The organism is Ensifer sp. GW823-FHT05D09, from assembly GCF_058795755.1.
On the sequence record NZ_JBXAIA010000001.1, the window covers coordinates 854884 to 871193 of the forward strand.

Consider the following 16310-nt stretch of genomic DNA (forward strand, 5'->3'; position numbering starts at 1 on the left):
ACCCTTGCCCAAGCCCCATTCAGCGACCGTAGCGCGCAAAAATTGATGAATGATTACGCAGGGCTGCGGGAAATAGCAGGGTTGGTGCACGGCACTGCCACGCGGAAAACAGAACGGGCGCCGCAGGGCGGCGCCCGTTGAAGATCTGCGGTTCGATGCACACGCTAGTGGCGCGCAGGCATCTTGGGCAGAAGGATCGTCAGAATGCCGAGCAGCGGCAGGTAGGAGCAGATGGTGTAGACGAACTCGATGCCCTGCCGGTCGGCAAAAATACCGAGAAGAGCTGCACCCATGCCGCCGAACCCGAAAGCGAAGCCGAAGAAGACGCCGGCAATCAATCCGACCCGGCCCGGCACCAGTTCCTGCGCAAAGACGACGATAGCCGAAAATGCCGAGGAGAAGATGAAGCCGATGATGATAGACAGAACGCCCGTCCAGAAAAGGTTCGCATAGGGCAGCATCAACGCGAAGGGGATGACGCCGAGGATCGAGAACCAGATGACGAAGCGTGCGCCGTAGCGGTCGCCGATCGGACCACCGAGGAAGGTGCCTGCAGCGGCTGCACCCAGGAACAGGAAGAGCATCAGCTGCGCCTGTTGCACGGAAACGCTGAACTTCTCGATGACGAAGAAGGTGAAGTAGCTGGAGATGCTCGCCATGTAGACGTTCTTGGTGGCCGTCAGCAATACCAGCACGGCAACGGCCCAGATCACGCGGTTCTTCGGCAGTGGAAGCGCGCGGCTCGGCGCCGGCTTGCTCATCGACGAGCGGCGGTGGCGCACGTACCAGGTGCTGACCCAGGAAAGCACGAAGAAACCGATGATCGCAACGATCGAGAACCAGCTGAGGCTGCCCTGGCCGAACGGAAGCACGATGAAGGCGGCAAGCAGCGGCCCCATGGCGCTGCCGGCATTGCCACCGACCTGGAACAGCGATTGCGCCAGGCCATGCCGCCCACCGGAGGCAAGGCGGGCGATGCGCGAGGATTCCGGATGGAAGATTGCCGAGCCGACGCCGATCAGGCTTGCAGCCAGAAGCAGCATCGAGAAATCATGGGCGTTGGCGAGCAGGATCAGGCCGGAGCACGTGGACAGCATCGCCACCGGCAGCGAATAGGGCAGCGCCCAGCGGTCGGTGATGATGCCGACGGCCGGCTGCAGCATCGAGGCTGTCAACTGGAAGGTGAAGGTGAGAAGGCCGATCTGCACGAAATCGAGCGAATAGTTCGCCTTGAGCAAGGGATAGAGCGCCGTCAGCAGCGACTGCATGATGTCGTTCAGCATGTGGCAGAAGCTCACTGCCAGGATGACGGAAAATGCCGTCTTTTCCGGGGTTATGCCCCCGGTTGAAGTAACCGTTGCCATGGAATGTGTCCTTGCCGTCTCGATGGTTGTGTGCGGCGCGGGATATCTCTACTGATCTTGCTCGTGGCCTGCTTTTGTGATGTGGTCGACTTCTTTCGCGAGTGGGCCAATGCCGATCCATCGAGTAAACTTGCCCGAACTGCCCGATGCCGACCATTTCAGGAACCTCGACTGGATCGAGACAGGGAATTCGGCCGTCCTCGCCCTTGGCCGCGATTACGGCGCGGGCCTGACTGTTCCGCTGCACAGCCACACCCGCACGCAATTGTGGTGGGCGCGCCAGGGTGTTGTTCTTGTGCGCACGGCGCACGGGCGCTGGCTCGTTCCACCGGGGCACGCGCTTTTGATCCCGGCCGGGGTCGAGCATTCGACCGAGATGATCAGCGATGTGCGCATGCACTCGATCTATTTTACTCAGTCGCTGCTGCGTGCCGAGCGGCCGATGGTCATGGAGATCACCCCGCTTGCGGGCACTCTTGTCGATGCCTTGGTCAGCGTCGAGAGCGAGACCATGTCCGAGCGGCGGGAGCAGCTGATCATGGATCTTCTGCTGGAAGAGATCGCCCTTCTGCATGAACGGCCGCTCGGCCTGCCTTTTCCGCGCGAGCAGAAGCTGGCACTTTTGTGCCGACAGTTCCTGGAGGCGCCATCGGCGACCGCGAACATCGACCAATGGGCCGATCGGCTGGGTTTGAGCCGACGGACATTCACGCGGATGTTCCGCAACGAGACAGGCGTCAGCTTCGTCACCTGGCGCCAGCAGGCCTGCATTTTCGCATCGCTGCCGCGGCTGGCGGACGGCGAACCGATCACCAACGTCGCGCTCGATGCCGGCTACGAGAACGTCGCGGCGTTCACGACAATGTTTCGGCGCATGCTCGGAAGTGCCCCCAGCCACTACTTGAAAATGTATCAAGGGCGATAGCTGCGGCCGTCATGGGAAACGGGAGCTGAATTGACCTGGTTAACGGAATCGTAGGAACAAGGGGCAATAAGTCGCCCCGTGCCCATTCAGATTGCGCCATTGTCGCGCGCATGGGGCACGGTTCAAACTTCGCCCCGGCGAATGATTCTTCCGGAGTTGTTCCTTGCGTATCCGTTCTTTTCTCTTCCTTTCTGGAACCCTTTTGTTGTCCGCAGGCACCGCCTCGGCCGGTGACGGCCAGTATTTCTGGTCCGGCGACTGGTACTTGAAGGTCGGTGCCACCGGCTTTCTCGGCCCGAAGTACGAAGGCGCCTCCAAGCGCATGTTCCAAGCCGCACCGCTGGTATCGCTCGGCAAGGCCGGCAGCACCGTTCGCTTCTCCTCGCGCAACGACAACATGTCCTATGCGCTGCTCGATCAGGGCGGGTTCCGCGCCGGTGTCGCAGGCAAGCTGATCTTCGAACGCGATTCAGGCACATCCAGCGATCTGAATGGCCTCGCTCCCGTCAAGTTCGGCGGCGAGCTTGGCGGCTTCGCCGAAGTGTATCCGACCGATTGGATGCGCGTGCGCGCGGAAGTCCGCCAGGGTATTCGCAGCCATCACGGCATTGTCGCCGATGTCACCGCCGACGCCTTTACCGACATCAGCAGCAATGTGCGCATTTCTGCCGGTCCGCGGATGACCGCTGCCACCAGCGATTATTTCGGCGCCTATTACGGTGTGAACGATGCCGAATCGGCAGCGTCCGGCCTCAGCCCCTACAGTCCGCATGGCGGCATTCATTCTGCCGGTGTTGGCGCTGCGATCAACTGGCAGGCAACCGAGAAACTCGAAACCGGCGCCTATGCCGAATATCGCCGCCTGATGGGATCGGCCGCCGATTCCAGCCTCGTGCGCGAACGCGGCAGCCGCAACCAGGTCCTCGTCGGCCTGTCGGCCACCTATCGCTTCGACTTCACGCTTCACTGACCGGCGCCACTCCGCTTCGGGACGGTGCGGCATCGAACCGCTTGACCGTCCCGGCGCGTGGCGTCAAACAGGGGCATGAACACGTCCTCCGCCGATTCCGGGCGCGTCCACGACGCGCCGTCGAATAACTGGGTCTATCGCGCGTTGCCGCGCGCGCTCTGGCCCTATGCGCAACTTGCCCGCTGGGACCGTCCGATCGGCTGGCAATTGCTGATGTGGCCATGCCTGTGGTCGGTCGCCCTGGCCTCGGGCGCGGCGGCTGCTGCCGGACAGTTCTCGGCCGGTCGGTTCGTCTTTCACAGCTTTCTCTTCATCGCCGGCGCCATCGCCATGCGCGGGGCTGGCTGCACCTTCAACGACATCATCGACCACGACATCGACATGGAAGTGGCGCGCACACGTTCGCGGCCATTGCCATCGGGTCGGGTCTCCCGCTTTCAGGCAAAGGCCTTCATGGTGCTGCAGGCGCTCGTGGGGCTGGTGATCCTGCTGCAGTTCAATGCCTTCAGCATTCTGCTCGGCATTCTCTCGCTTGGGCTTGTGGCGATCTATCCCTTTGCCAAGCGCTTTACCGATTGGCCGCAGTTTTTCCTCGGGCTTGCCTTCTCCTGGGGTGCGATCATGGGCTGGACGGCGGAGTTCGGAACGCTTTCGCTAGCGCCCGTGCTGCTTTATGGCGCAGCGATCGCCTGGACGATCGGTTACGACACGATCTATGCCTACCAGGACAGGGAAGATGACGAGTTGATCGGCGTGCGGTCGACCGCTCGCCGCTTCGGCGACAACCCACGTCCCTGGCTGATCGGGCTCTACGGGCTTGCCGTCGTGCTGATGCTGTTGTCGTTCCTCGCGGCCGGTGCCGGGCTGTTTGCCTATTTCGGGTTGCTTGTTGCAGCCGGGCTGCTGATCTATCAGATCCTGGTGCTGAACATTCACGACCCGGAACAATGCCTGGCCTTGTTCAAGTTCAACGGTGTCGTGGGGCTGATTATCTTCACCGGGCTTGTCGCGGCGCTGCTCGTGCGCGCGGTATGAAAAATCCTCCGTCTTGGCGGAGGATCGGGCAGTCTACGCAATCTGCTTGATGCACGCTTTCTGTCTTTGCCGATGTGTCGGCAAAGCTGGGACCGGGTTAAGCCCAGCTGACGTCCGTCACGGCCTTGCGCTTCTTCGCCTTGGCACGCGCGCGGAAAATGGCGGTGACTGCGGCAACGGTGGCGGCGATATGTTTGCGCATCGGATATCTCCTTCTTCCTGACCTTGGCTATGGACCGGATATGGCACGAAGAAGGCGAAGCGGCTGTTTCCGAAGGAACATCCCGGTTTTCACGATGGCAATTTGGCATTGGCCGCAAACAAAAACCGGCCGCAGGGAACGGCCGGTTTTTGCACTGGAGGAATTCGGGAATACTTAGCTGCGGGCGATTATTTCTCGCCCGTCGATCTTCATGGCAACGCCAAGCCGGCCGGTGGAGCGGCGCACGAGGAACCGTGGCCGGCGGTCGGCGAAGAAGGAATGGCGGCGTCGCGGCTTGATCGGCGCGGTGCGCACGTCGCCGAGATGCTCTTCCAAAGCGCGAGCCACACCATCGGCTTCGACCATCAGCATCGGGATGCGATATGCTTCTGCCCAGGCGCGCCAATCGGCAGCTATGTCGGAAAGATCATGTGCGACGAGCAGCGGAACGCAAAGGTCCGGATCGTCATGATGAAGTTCAAGCGTCACTGTAACGTCTCCGTCGCCGTGGTCGATCGCGCGTGCCGCGACCCCTTTGAATGCCCGCGCCGGCAGTGCGATCGAAAGCGGCAGGCCGCTTGATGGTAGCACCTTGCGCAGAACCGCGCCACGCTCGTCCAGGCTGATCGTGACATTGCCTGTGTGGCCACGCAGGACGTAGCTTGCCTGCTGAGGAAAACGCTTCGGATCGAGCCGGAGCGTATTTTCGACCCATGCGGGTTGAGAGAGTGTATTGCGCATTTCAATCGCCCTTGTTTTTCCTTGAGAGCCGATTTCCGGTCTTCTCTTCGGGACTTTTCGTCCTCTATGGGCTGGAGAATAGGCGGCTCCCCTTCCGGCCGACTTAAAAATCGCGGTTAAGAAAACTTTGCGTTTTTCGATGGTTAGCAAAAGCCGACCGGCCAAGGTTTCTGTTTCGTCAACAGGGTCAGCGGCATTTGTCGCATCGTCGTGGAACGCCGGCGAAAAGCCACACACAAGCCTGTCGTGCAATCATGCCGCGTCAGAATTCTGTTTCGGGGGAGGGTGTGACCCACCCCTTGAGTTAAGCGACGGGGCAGCAGGCATGGTTTCGACCTATCTCAACTACAGCCGGATCACGAGCGATTTGAGGACCAGTCTCAATCGCGTGGCTGACCAGCCGCTGGTCGCGCGCGAGGCCCAGTACTACAAGGAAAAGATCGGCAGCGTGAAAACCGTCGATGCGTTCCTCGACGACTACCGCCTCTATGCCTATGCCATGAAGGCGCATGGCCTTGAGGATATGGCCTATGCCAAGGCCTTCATGCGCCAGGTGCTCGAAAGCGACCTCAAGGATAAGGACAGCTTTGCCAACCGGCTGACTGATGAGCGCTACCGCAACTTTGCCGAGGCGTTCAACTTCAGCACATCGTCGGCGACCGCACAGACGACGGCACAGCAGGACGCGCTGATCGGTCTCTACAACGAACGTGTCTCCAATCTCGACACTGTTCTCAAAGGAGACAACGCCTACTTCAACGCGGCGATGGACCTTGTCACCAACGTCGATCAATTCCTTGGAAATGAACGCCTGCGTTCCTATGCCTTCGGAATCTTCAACATCGACAAGCGCAACTACTCCTACGATCAGGTGCGCTACGCGTTGACAGCCGAGCCGGCGGATCTCGCCAACTCCCAGACTGCGGCGCAGACCCGGCGCACTGAAGCCGAAAAGACGCTGACCGACCTTGAGACGCGCGAGACAGCCGTCAATGACATCAGCACGCTGACGGCACAGCTCGCCGCCGCGGCAGAGGCTGACAAGCCGGCGATCCAGGCGCAGATCGACGCCAAGAACGCCATTGTCGCCGATCTCAACACCAAACTGCCGCCACGCGGTGATCAGACGAATGCGTTGGCTTCGCAGCTTTCGACCGAAGTGAGCCTGTTGACGCGCCAGATCAGCATGCTCGACTCGTATCGCCAATTGAACGCCGCGTTCAACTTCGAGCCCGATGGCAGTGTACCGTCGGGCGGCAAGGCGATCACCGACGAAAAGAAGAAGATGCTGAATGAGGCTTATATCTTCAGCAGCCCGCGTCTGACGCCGTCAGGCGCCGTGCTCAACAGGGACTACTTCGAACAGAAGATCGGTTCGATCACCACGGTGGCCGAGCTCGTGGCCGATACGCGCATGCTCAACTATGTCAGAACGGCCTTCGGGCTGCCTCCGACAGCCGTCGGCGCGACGATCGAGAACATTCTCACCAGCGACATCAACGATCCGAACAGCTACGTGAACAAGTTCGGTGGTGAATACAACAAGGCCTACAAGGCTCTGCTTGCCGCGTTCAATTTCAAACCGGACGGCACATTGCCGGCGGACACAAAGCCGCAGACGGCGGAGCAGACCAAGACGACCACCGACGGCTACATGGTCCACTACAACGACGCTGACGATGAGGACGACGAGTCCAAGATCGGCCGGTACAAACTCCAGATCAAGACGCTGAAAACGGTCGATGATCTCATTGGCAACAGCGAATTGCGATCGTTCGTGCTGAGCGCGTTTGGTCTTGAAAAAGAGGATCTGACGCCGCGCAGGCTCAAGCAGATTCTGACGAGCGATCTCAACGATCCGGCAAGCTACGCCAATTCCCTGCGGGACGAGCGTTACACCAAGCTGGTGAAGGCGTTCAATTTCAACCCCGATGGCACGCTCGGCGCGCCGAAGCTGGCGCAGAACGAGGCCGACATCGTCAATATGGCCAAGGCCTACATCGTCGAGAAGTCGCGTTTTGGCACCGAGGACGAAAAGAAAACCGCCAAGACGAAGGCTGAAGAGGAAAGCAAGTACTATACGACGCAGATCCAGAAGGTCGAGACGCTCGACGATTTTCTGAAGGACAAGCGGCTTGTCGATATCGTGCTCATCGGCGCCGGCATCGATCCTGAAGGCGTCAAGACCGACTACCTCAAGCAGATGTTCGCGTCCGATCTCGACGATCGCAAGAGCTTTATCAACACCGATCCGAACGGCTTGAAATATCGCGAGATCGTGTCGGCCTTCAATTTCGACAAGGACGGAAAGATCGTCAGCGGCGAAGCCGGACAGATACAGACACGGCGCGGTCTGATTACCACCATCGATCTCTACCTCAACCAGACGCTCGAGGAGAACGAGGGCGCGGACAATGCCGGTGTTCGCCTGGCGCTCTATTTCAAGCGCAAGGCTTCGGAAATCACCACGCCCTACGATCTGCTCGCCGACAACGCCCTGATGCAGGTCATCCGCACCGCCTACAGCATGCCCGAAGGCATGGCGAGCGCCAAGATCGAGATGCAGGCCGCCTACATCGAGCGCACGATGGACATCAAGGATCTGCAGGACCCTGAAAAGCTTGCGAAGCTGATGCAGCGCTTCACCGCATTGTACGACGTCGAGAACAATACCGACGTCTCTCCCGGTCTCGCTATCCTCACCGGCGGCAGTGGCGGCGGCATCAGCGCCGATGCGCTGTTTTCGCTCGCACAGTTGAGGTCTGGCGGGCGGTAGGCCCCCGCGCCATCAGTCCGCCCGCAAGACCTTGTCCGGGTTCATGATGCCGGCCGGATCGAAAGCGTGCTTGATGCGACGCATCAGCTCGATCTCGATCGGAGTGCGGACTTCGGCGAGCTCGTCGCGCTTCAGTTGTCCGATGCCATGTTCGGCCGAGATCGAGCCATTATATTTCGCGACGATGCCGTGAACGATGGCGTTCATTTCCCGCCAGCGATCAAGAAAGACCTGTTTGTCGGCACCGATGGGCTGCGAAATATTGTAGTGGATGTTGCCGTCGCCCATGTGGCCGAACGAGCAGATGCGCGCCCTCGGCATCGCCCGCATGACAGCTGCATCGGCCTCTTTCATAAAGGCGGGAATGCTTGAAACGGGGACGGAAACGTCGTGTTTGATCGAGCCGCCTTCCGGCTTCTGCGCCGGCGACATGCTTTCGCGCATGTGCCAAAGGGCCTTGCGCTGTTCCTCGCTCGTGGCGATCACTGCGTTTTCGACCAACCCGGCGACGATGCCCTGCTCAAGCAGTTCATGGACCATGCGCTCGGCACTTTCTGCGGAATCGGACGTGGAAATGTCGATGAGCGCGTACCACGGGTGAACGGTGTCCATCGGGTCGCGCACGCCAGGAATATGCTTGGCAGTAAACTCGACACCGAGGCGTGGCATCAGTTCGAAACCGGTGAGCGCCGACCCGCAGAGGCTTGATGCCCTGTCGAAGAGGGCAAGCGCATGCTCGACGCTGCCGACGCCGGCAAAGGCCACCTGGTGGCCAAGCGGCTTCGGAAACATCCTGAGGACGGCACCGGTGATCACGCCGAGCGTGCCTTCGGCGCCGATGAACAGATCGCGCAGGTCGTAGCCGGTATTGTCCTTCTTCAGCCGCCGCAGCCCGTCCCAGATCTCGCCGGTCGGCAGCACCACCTCAAGGCCGAGGCAAAGCTGGCGCATGTTGCCGTAGGCAAGCACCGCCGTGCCGCCGGCATTGGTCGAGAGGTTGCCGCCGATGCGGGCCGACCCTTCAGACCCCAGCGACAGCGGAAATAGCCGGTCGTTGTCGTCGGCCGCCTTCTGGATATCGGCGAGGATGCAGCCGGCGTCGGCAACGATGACATTGCCGACGGGGTCGATGTCGCGAATTCGGTTCAGTCTCTGCAGTGACAGGACGATGTCGGCCTTGCCCTCGCGCGGGATCTGTCCCGCCACGTGGCCGGTGTTGCCGCCCTGAGGAACGATCGCCGTCCGGGTTGCGCTTGCAAGTTTCATGATGCGCGATACTTCCTCGACCGAACCGGGTCGAAGCACCATGGGCGTGGTGCCCTTGTAGAGCCCGCGGGATTCGATGAGATAGGGGGCAAGGTCAGCCGGGTTCGTCAGCGCATTGGCGCTGCCGACGATGTCGATGAAGGAGGCGATCAGTTCGGGAGAGGGGAGCGTCGTCGTCATGGCCCTGCCTTCGCAAATGCGCCCGGCGGCGCTACTGCATAATTCGTTAAATCGGAATCGATTTAAGGAGAAAATTGTGCAGCGAGTTTAAAGCGTTACAGCGTCGTTTGCGCGTCATATTTGACGCACGGCGCTGCAAAAATGTCTGTCGGTCAGTCTCTTGGGGCTGCCGCACGCTGCAGCCGGTCAAGGATCGCTTCGCCCAAACCTTCTGAGGGGATGGGAGCGAAGGCAATGGTCGCGGCGCCGCTGGCATCGGCTTTCTTCATATAGTCGAACAGATTGGCAGCTGCCTCGCGCAGGCTGCCTGCCGGGCTGAGATCGAGCACGATCGCTGCATGCTCTTCGCCGGGGAGCACTGTGTTGCCAAAGCGGATCAGGGCTTCTCCCGGGCGCACGTCGCCGGCGTCGAGCCGGACTGCAGCGCCCGGCGCATAGTGCGAGGCGAGCATGCCCGGAGCCTCGATTGTCGCGCCGGCACTTTCGGGTCTCGACACGGCAAGGCCGGTCAGATTTTCGATATCGAGGACGTCGAGACCGCCCGGACGCAGCAGGCGCAAAGCCCCGTCCTCGACCTTGATGATCGTCGATTCAAGCCCGATCTCGGCCGAGCCGGCGTCGAGAATGAGCTTGAGGCGTGGGCCGAGATCGGCGTCCACATGGGCAGCGCTCGTCGGGCTGATCTTGCCTGACGTATTGGCGCTCGGTGCCGCGAGCGGGCGGCCGAAACGGGCAATTACCCGACGGGAGAAGCCATCGGGCATGCGGATGCCCAGGGTGTCGAGACCGGCCGAGGCGAGCGCATGCACGGAACTTGTCGGGCGCTGGGGCAGGATCAGCGTCAGCGGGCCGGGCCAGAAGGCTTCGGCCAGGCGTCGCGACAACGGATCGAATATCACATGGGCTTCAGCCATCGCCATGTCGGACACGTGCGATATCAGCGGGTTGAAGCGCGGGCGCCCCTTCATCTCATAAATGCGGCTGATCGCATCCGGATTGGTGGCATCGGCGGCCAGGCCGTAGACCGTTTCTGTGGGAATGGCGACGGGCTCGCCTTCGGCAAGCACAGCGCAGGCGCGCTCGATCGCGCGTTCCGGCTCGGTCCGTGTGTCGATGATTTCGGCCATATCGCTTCCGTTTCCCTTTCGAGGTCTCCTTAAAGGAGCCACGAGGAAAACAGAACGATTTTCTTCAGACAGAGCGTGCCGGTGGTTCAGAGGCTGCGGATGATACGCCGCAGCGCCTCATCGCGCGCGCCGAGCATCAGCACGTTCTTGAGCGCGACCTTCGGGTCGTCGGTGCGAAACAGGAGCCCGTTGTCGCTGACGCTGCGATTGATGGTCATCTGACCTTCCTGCGCGTCGGGTTCGATCGCGACGGCGAAGTACATCCTGGAATAGCCGGCCTGGATACGCTCGAAGAAGTGCTTTTCGTCGCCGAGATCGCAGAAGAAGTTGGCGAAGTAGAAGGACCAGGTCACGTCCTTGGATTGGGCGAGATGTGTTCTCGCGGCCGTCACATGGCAATAACCCAGATGCGGCCGGCCGGCGAGCGTGCGGTGGAAGATCATCTTGGGAAACTGGATCGAGGTGTGGAAGCCGTTCATCCGCTTGTGCGTCGTTTCGCCGGCGGTCGTCAGCTTGTGGCCGGTGCGCTGGGCAACCTCGTCATAGCTGAGATAGCGCCGTTCGCGCTGCGACCATTGCCGCCTTTCGATGCGGCCGGTGCGCAGGAACTCGGTATGGACCGCTGTCTTCGGAGCGATCGTGGGCAGCTTCTCGGCTGCGGCGTCGTAGTATTTGAGCTTTGCCATGGACTTCAATGCGCTGTTTGCCGGTTCGGCCGGTTTCTCCGTCAGGCGACGCTAATGCATTATGGTTAATGGAAGATTTCATTGCGCCGGCCAGGATGGATGAGCCGACGCCGCAACGGATGTCGCAAAATGGCGAAGGCTTCGCGCTTTCGCGCCGGCTTTGCCGGAAAAAACGACAACTGCCCAATATTTGATCTATCTCATTGTTTATAATGACAAATAGTCGGCCTTGTGGTGTTTCAGACACGGGATGCACTGTGTCGTCTTTCTGGAATTGGATGTCGTTAATCGGCAGCTGCGACGACGGCTTCCGCGATTAGATATGCCTACTCAAGGTGCCGCCTCTTAGGGAAGACGGAGAATTGGGAAGCCGGTCAAAACCCGGCGCTGCCCCCGCAACGGTGGTGGAGCGAAAGCCTCGGCAAAAAGCCACTGGACGGTTCCGTCCGGGAAGGCGCCGGGCTGGTCCTTGCGGATAGCTCCTGAGCCCGGAAACCAGCCTTGACACGAATAGACCGTAACGGGTTGCGGCGGGCAGCCGGATCGGAGCCGTCATCGCACAGGCATTGCGCCTGCGTGGGTTCCAGTCCTGCCTCTCCGAAACAAGGCCAACGAGGATAGGACATGGACATCAAGGGCGATATGCTCCGCAAGCTGAAGGGTCGACGCGACGGCTACAGCCTCGACCGGGCCTTCTACATCGACCCCGACTACTACAGGCAGGATCTCGAGAGCATCTGGTACAAGGACTGGCTGTTCATCGGCCACGACTGCGAGGTCCCGCGCGCCGGCAACTATTTCACCGTTCAGGTCGGCGACTACCCCGTCGTCATCGTCCGCGACCGGCAGGGCACGATCCGCGCGCTGCACAATTCTTGCCGTCACCGCGGTTCCCGCGTCTGCTCGCAGCACAAGGGCTCATCGGCCAAGCTCGTCTGTCCCTACCATCAGTGGACCTACGAGCTCGACGGCACGTTGCTCTTTGCCCGTCAGATGGGCGAGGATTTCGACAAGGCCGCCCACAGCCTGAAGCCGATCCACTGCGAAACGGTCGGCGGCTACATCTTCATCAACCTGTCCGAACAGCCGATGGACTTCGCTCCGTTCCGCGACATGGTCGCGCCCTATCTCGCGCCGCACCGCCTCGGCGAAACCAAGGTCGCCTTCGAAAGCACCATCATCGAGAAGGGCAACTGGAAGCTCGTCTGGGAAAACAACCGCGAGTGCTACCATTGCGCAGCCAACCATCCCGAGCTTTGCCGGACCTATCCGGAAGCCCCGACGGCGACCGGCGTGCAAGGCGCCAAAGATGATCCTGTCATCGCCGCCCATTGGGAAAAATGCGAAGCGTCCGGGCTTCCGAGCGAGTTCCGCATGTCCGAGACCGGCCAGTTCCGCTCGGCGCGCATGCCGTTGATCGACGACGCCGAGAGTTACACCATGTCCGGCGCCCGCGCCGTGCGGCGGCAATTGTCGGCGGATGTCAGTCAGAAGCATATCGGTACGCTGCTTCTGTTCCATTATCCGTCGACCTGGAACCATGTGCTGGCCGACCATGCGATCACCTTCCGCGTTTTGCCGCTCGGGCCTGAGCTGACGCAGGTTACGACCAAGTGGCTGGTCAACAAGGATGCGGTCGAGGGCGTCGACTACAATCTGGAAGAACTGACGCACGTGTGGACCGAGACCAACGATCAGGATCGCCAGATCGTCGAGGAAAACGCTTTCGGTATCCGCTCGCCGGCCTACCAGTCAGGGCCCTATTCGCCCGATCACGAAGGCGGTGTGATGCAGTTCGTCGAATGGTACTGCAAGTTCATGGAGCAGCGCCTCCAGGGCGAAGCCGCTCCGCTCTTTAGGGTCGCCTGATATGCAGATGGCATCCTCGTTCCATCACTTCGATGAACTCCATGTCTGGATCGACAGGCAGAACATGCTCGAATGCACATCCGCGGTCATGGAGACCGCGGATGTGATGACCTTTACCTTCCGGCCCGAGAAGCCGGCCTGGTTCCGTTATCTGCCCGGTCAGTTCGTCACGCTCGAACTGCCGGTGACCGACGACGAGCCGGTGATGCGCACCTACACGCTGTCGTCGACGCCTTCCCGGCCGCTTTCGATCGCCGTCACCGTCAAGGCGCAGGCCGACAGCATCGGCACGCGCTGGATGTTCGATCACCTGAAGCCGGGCATGCGGCTGAAGGCCTTCGGCCCGCTCGGCGATTTCAGCTTCGTGCGCCATCCCGGCGAAAAATACCTGTTCATTTCGGCAGGCTCCGGCGTCACGCCGATGATGTCGATGACGCGATGGATGGCAGACTGCATTCCGGAGACCGACGTCACCTTCATTTCCTGCGCGCGCCGGCCGGATGATATTCTGTTTCGCTCAGAGCTCGAAGTGCTGGCGCGCCAGATGTCGGGGCTGAACCTCGGCTTTGTGGTCGAGGGGCATGAGGCCCGGCACGGCTGGCACGGCCTGCGCGGCCGCATCGACGGCGCCAAGCTGCCGCTGCTTGCGCCCGACTTCCTGGAACGCACCGTATTCTGCTGCGGTCCGGAGCCGTTCATGCGCGGCGTGCGCGAGCTGTTGAAGGCAGCCGGCTTCGACATGAGCCGCTATCACGAGGAAAGCTTCCAGCCGGCCGCAGCACCAGCCGCCGAGGAGATCGCAGTCAGGGCAGGGGTGGCAACCGATGCTGACGCGCAGGTCGCCAAGGTGGTGTTCACCATGAGCGGCAAGGAGATCGAGGCCAAGCCCGGCCAGACCATCCTGCAGGCGGCACGCGCCAATGGCGTCAGGATCGGGGCTGCCTGCGAAGGCGGCATCTGCGGCACCTGCCGGGTGATGAAAGTCGCCGGCGAGGTCGAGATGAACCACAACGGCGGCATTCTCGACGACGAAATCGACGAAGGCTATATCCTTGCCTGCTGCTCGCGCCCGCTCGGGGACGTGCAGATCGAGGCCTGATCGCGGGCAATGGTTGCGGGGAGGTTCCTCCCTGCAGCGATTGGGAGATCGACAGCAACGTTCGTGTGTTTGAAAAGACGCACGGGCCTGTAGGCCCGTCAGCGGCTGGCGGCAGCCAGCCGCACCGCGCGATCATGACGGCCGAAATCGATCGATCCCGTCGCCATCATGTCGACGCCTTCGCCCGCAGCACTGGCGGCTTCCGCGCGGCTGATGAGCAGAGGTTGGGCTTCGATCGCAGCCTTTGCCTGGGCAGAGCTGGATACGCCGGCCCCGTTGTCGGCCTTCGCCAAGAGAACGAGAGGCATCGGTTTTTCCGGCAACAGGACACCGTCCGCCCAGATCGACCGCAAGGCGGTGCTGGTCATCGCGGCGACGTTGACGTCGATGTCGTCGAGCGTGCCGGGCACACGATAGGGACAGCGGCGCTTGCCGCAATTGACGCCTGACGAGAACTGCCACAGCGCGTAGCTGTCCCAGTTGCCCATCGGGAAAACCTGACGGATATCCGGCTTGTAGCGGGCATACCAGAGCGGCAGCCGCGACAGCAGCCGATACCTGGAGCGGTTGGCCGCGATGTATTTCGCCGTCACATGGTTGGTGTAGAGCATCGGATAGCGGCCGGTGCGGGTCTTGATGTGACCGGCAAAGATCGCCGCGTCTTCGAGCGACATGTATTTTTTGGGGTCGATGCCTTCGAGATCGAGCACCATCAGCTCGTCGTCGCGGGGCTCCGCATAGTCGAGGAAATGGTTGGCCTGATCGACCGGGTTGCCGGGGCGGGCGAGATGGTAGGCGCCCCAGAGCAGCCCATGGGAGCGCGCGATCATCCGCCGTGTCTGATATAGCTCGCGGCTGACCGCGTATTTGCGCCACATCGTCTTGCAGTGGGCAAACGTGTCGCCACCATGATCGCCGGTGCAGGAGAAGCTTTCCGGCAGACCGTCGGAAGCCTTGGCAATGAAGCCGGAGATGCGCTTGTCGGCAAGCATTGCCTCCCAGTCGATGCTGTTCATCTCATAGGCATCGACGATGATGGCGTTTGATTTCGTCTTCCAGGGCTCCAGCTCACCGGCGCGCGCGTTTGCCGCCGCGAATGCCAGACCCAGAAGGGTCGCGAGGCGCAGAATCATCCGTACAGTGGAGATATACCGCTTTGCCATTCAGTGAGATTGCCGACACTACAGTTAATGGATCGTAAATCCCAGTCCCCGAGCCGACTGTGCTTGAGACCGCGGCGAATGTATAGAGACTTGTGGCTGTATATCAGCTGCACCTACTATTGCTGTCATTTCGCTCGGCCATTGCCCTGTCTGCAGCGTCACAGAATCGCAAGGGGCCTATCATGATTGGGACGCCAGCGTCTCACGATGCGGTGTCGCATCGGAGGAGGCGCGATTTTTCGTTCCGGATCATGGAACAAAACCCGTCACTTAGGCGTTGATGGACGATTTCGCTTCTTTCGATCAGGCGACGCCGGCGCGCGGTGCCGAAACGGGATGAGATCGCACAGAACTCGTGATGGTGGTTCGCAGGCGCCGGAAGCGCGCATGGCTCTTATGGAGGGTTATATGAGAACAATGACGGGCAATTGGTTCGCCACAGTGATTGCTTCGGCAGTCTTGATGACGTCGGCCGCGCCGTCCCAGGCTTTCATACCGGCTCCGCCGCGTGTCGAGCGCCAAGTCGAACGCCTGAGCGACGCAACCGAGATCCAGTATCGCCGACCCGGCTACGAACGCCGCGGCGGATATTATTATTATAATGGCTATCGCGGTTATAACTATCGCAGGCCCGGATATCGCTACTACGATGGCTGGTGGTACCCGATGGCCGCCTTCGGCACCGGCGTGATCGTCGGCGGTGCGATCGCCCAGCCGCCGCGCTACGAGCGTCCCGCTCCTGCCTATGGCAGCCGCCACGTGCAGTGGTGCTATGACCGCTATCGGTCTTATCGTGCCTACGACAACACCTATCAGCCCTATGGCGCTCCGCGACGGCAGTGCTACTCGCCTTACAGCTGAGTGTTAGGGAAATAGACGATGAGAAAGGCGGGGCAATCTCCGGCCT

13 protein-coding genes and 1 riboswitch are annotated in these 16310 nt (G+C 61.1%); of the genes, 7 read left to right on the forward strand and 6 right to left on the reverse strand.

Features of this window, described 5'->3' with window-relative positions; translation table 11 throughout:
• Positions 1 to 164: 164 nt before the first annotated feature.
• Positions 165 to 1364 carry an MFS transporter gene (locus tag AC1Q80_RS04190; protein WP_173419185.1) on the reverse strand — a complete coding sequence of 400 codons (1200 nt, stop codon included), beginning with the start codon at positions 1362 to 1364 and terminating at the stop codon, positions 165 to 167.
• A gap of 109 nt (positions 1365 to 1473) precedes the next feature.
• Between AC1Q80_RS04190 and AC1Q80_RS04195 the strand changes: the two genes are divergently transcribed.
• The 3 genes from AC1Q80_RS04195 to ubiA all read left to right on the forward strand — a co-directional run bounded on the left by AC1Q80_RS04195 (position 1474) and on the right by ubiA (position 4294).
• Positions 1474 to 2289 carry an AraC family transcriptional regulator gene (locus AC1Q80_RS04195; protein WP_173419186.1) on the forward strand — a complete coding sequence of 272 codons (816 nt, stop codon included), beginning with the start codon at positions 1474 to 1476 and terminating at the stop codon, positions 2287 to 2289.
• A gap of 163 nt (positions 2290 to 2452) precedes the next feature.
• On the forward strand, positions 2453 to 3259 hold the full coding sequence (locus AC1Q80_RS04200; RefSeq protein ID WP_173419187.1) for a MipA/OmpV family protein: 807 nt from the start codon (positions 2453 to 2455) through the stop codon (positions 3257 to 3259).
• Between the two features lie 75 nt (positions 3260 to 3334).
• Positions 3335 to 4294, forward strand: coding sequence for a 4-hydroxybenzoate octaprenyltransferase (gene ubiA / locus AC1Q80_RS04205; protein ID WP_492359696.1), 960 nt, complete (start codon positions 3335 to 3337; stop codon positions 4292 to 4294).
• A 376-nt stretch (positions 4295 to 4670) separates the two neighbouring features.
• On the opposite strand, the gene AC1Q80_RS04210 is transcribed toward ubiA, so the two are convergent.
• A complete protein-coding gene (locus AC1Q80_RS04210) occupies positions 4671 to 5237 on the reverse strand; it encodes a DUF6101 family protein (protein WP_112808618.1) in 567 nt (188 codons plus the stop codon).
• Positions 5238 to 5562: 325 nt separating this feature from the next.
• Here AC1Q80_RS04210 and AC1Q80_RS04215 point away from each other — a divergent pair, with 325 nt between their 5' ends.
• On the forward strand, positions 5563 to 8013 hold the full coding sequence (locus tag AC1Q80_RS04215; protein ID WP_173419189.1) for a DUF1217 domain-containing protein: 2451 nt from the start codon (positions 5563 to 5565) through the stop codon (positions 8011 to 8013).
• A gap of 12 nt (positions 8014 to 8025) precedes the next feature.
• Here the strand turns inward: AC1Q80_RS04215 and AC1Q80_RS04220 are convergent, their stop codons facing one another.
• From AC1Q80_RS04220 to AC1Q80_RS04230, 3 genes are all read right to left on the reverse strand, one after another.
• Positions 8026 to 9459 carry an FAD-binding oxidoreductase gene (locus tag AC1Q80_RS04220; RefSeq protein ID WP_492359697.1) on the reverse strand — a complete coding sequence of 478 codons (1434 nt, stop codon included), beginning with the start codon at positions 9457 to 9459 and terminating at the stop codon, positions 8026 to 8028.
• Between the two features lie 152 nt (positions 9460 to 9611).
• Positions 9612 to 10586 (reverse strand): L-threonylcarbamoyladenylate synthase, encoded by a 975-nt coding sequence (locus tag AC1Q80_RS04225; RefSeq protein WP_173419191.1) that lies wholly within the window; start codon positions 10584 to 10586, stop codon positions 9612 to 9614.
• 86 nt (positions 10587 to 10672) lie between these two features.
• A complete protein-coding gene (locus tag AC1Q80_RS04230) occupies positions 10673 to 11272 on the reverse strand; it encodes a DUF6656 family protein (RefSeq protein ID WP_173419192.1) in 600 nt (199 codons plus the stop codon).
• A 316-nt stretch (positions 11273 to 11588) separates the two neighbouring features.
• A riboswitch (cobalamin riboswitch) is annotated at positions 11589 to 11790 on the forward strand.
• 106 nt (positions 11791 to 11896) lie between these two features.
• Here AC1Q80_RS04230 and AC1Q80_RS04235 point away from each other — a divergent pair.
• Both AC1Q80_RS04235 and AC1Q80_RS04240 read left to right on the forward strand, forming a co-directional pair.
• Positions 11897 to 13141, forward strand: coding sequence for an aromatic ring-hydroxylating oxygenase subunit alpha (locus AC1Q80_RS04235; protein ID WP_173419193.1), 1245 nt, complete (start codon positions 11897 to 11899; stop codon positions 13139 to 13141).
• A gap of 1 nt (position 13142) precedes the next feature.
• Positions 13143 to 14240, forward strand: a complete 1098-nt coding sequence (locus AC1Q80_RS04240) for an FAD-binding oxidoreductase (protein WP_492359698.1) — start codon at positions 13143 to 13145, stop codon at positions 14238 to 14240.
• Between the two features lie 98 nt (positions 14241 to 14338).
• On the opposite strand, the gene AC1Q80_RS04245 is transcribed toward AC1Q80_RS04240, so the two are convergent.
• Positions 14339 to 15403 (reverse strand): glycoside hydrolase family 25 protein, encoded by a 1065-nt coding sequence (locus tag AC1Q80_RS04245; RefSeq protein ID WP_492359699.1) that lies wholly within the window; start codon positions 15401 to 15403, stop codon positions 14339 to 14341.
• Positions 15404 to 15820: 417 nt separating this feature from the next.
• Between AC1Q80_RS04245 and AC1Q80_RS04250 the strand changes: the two genes are divergently transcribed.
• Positions 15821 to 16264 (forward strand): BA14K family protein, encoded by a 444-nt coding sequence (locus AC1Q80_RS04250; RefSeq protein WP_492359864.1) that lies wholly within the window; start codon positions 15821 to 15823, stop codon positions 16262 to 16264.
• The last annotated feature ends 46 nt before the right edge of the window (positions 16265 to 16310 follow it).

Bases quoted from the DNA above. Each gene is read 5' to 3' on its own strand.
- AC1Q80_RS04235 (WP_173419193.1), top strand. From the start codon at position 11,897: ATGGACATCAAGGGCGATATGCTCCGCAAGCTGAAGGGTCGACGCGAC.
- AC1Q80_RS04240 (WP_492359698.1), top strand. From the start codon at position 13,143: ATGCAGATGGCATCCTCGTTCCATCACTTCGATGAACTCCATGTCTGG.
- AC1Q80_RS04210 (WP_112808618.1), bottom strand. From the start codon at position 5,237: ATGCGCAATACACTCTCTCAACCCGCATGGGTCGAAAATACGCTCCGG.
- AC1Q80_RS04230 (WP_173419192.1), bottom strand. From the start codon at position 11,272: ATGGCAAAGCTCAAATACTACGACGCCGCAGCCGAGAAGCTGCCCACG.
- AC1Q80_RS04195 (WP_173419186.1), top strand. From the start codon at position 1,474: ATGCCGATCCATCGAGTAAACTTGCCCGAACTGCCCGATGCCGACCAT.
- AC1Q80_RS04245 (WP_492359699.1), bottom strand. From the start codon at position 15,403: ATGGCAAAGCGGTATATCTCCACTGTACGGATGATTCTGCGCCTCGCG.
- AC1Q80_RS04225 (WP_173419191.1), bottom strand. From the start codon at position 10,586: ATGGCCGAAATCATCGACACACGGACCGAGCCGGAACGCGCGATCGAG.
- AC1Q80_RS04250 (WP_492359864.1), top strand. From the start codon at position 15,821: ATGACGGGCAATTGGTTCGCCACAGTGATTGCTTCGGCAGTCTTGATG.
- ubiA (WP_492359696.1), top strand. From the start codon at position 3,335: ATGAACACGTCCTCCGCCGATTCCGGGCGCGTCCACGACGCGCCGTCG.
- AC1Q80_RS04215 (WP_173419189.1), top strand. From the start codon at position 5,563: ATGGTTTCGACCTATCTCAACTACAGCCGGATCACGAGCGATTTGAGG.
- AC1Q80_RS04190 (WP_173419185.1), bottom strand. From the start codon at position 1,364: ATGGCAACGGTTACTTCAACCGGGGGCATAACCCCGGAAAAGACGGCA.
- AC1Q80_RS04220 (WP_492359697.1), bottom strand. From the start codon at position 9,459: ATGACGACGACGCTCCCCTCTCCCGAACTGATCGCCTCCTTCATCGAC.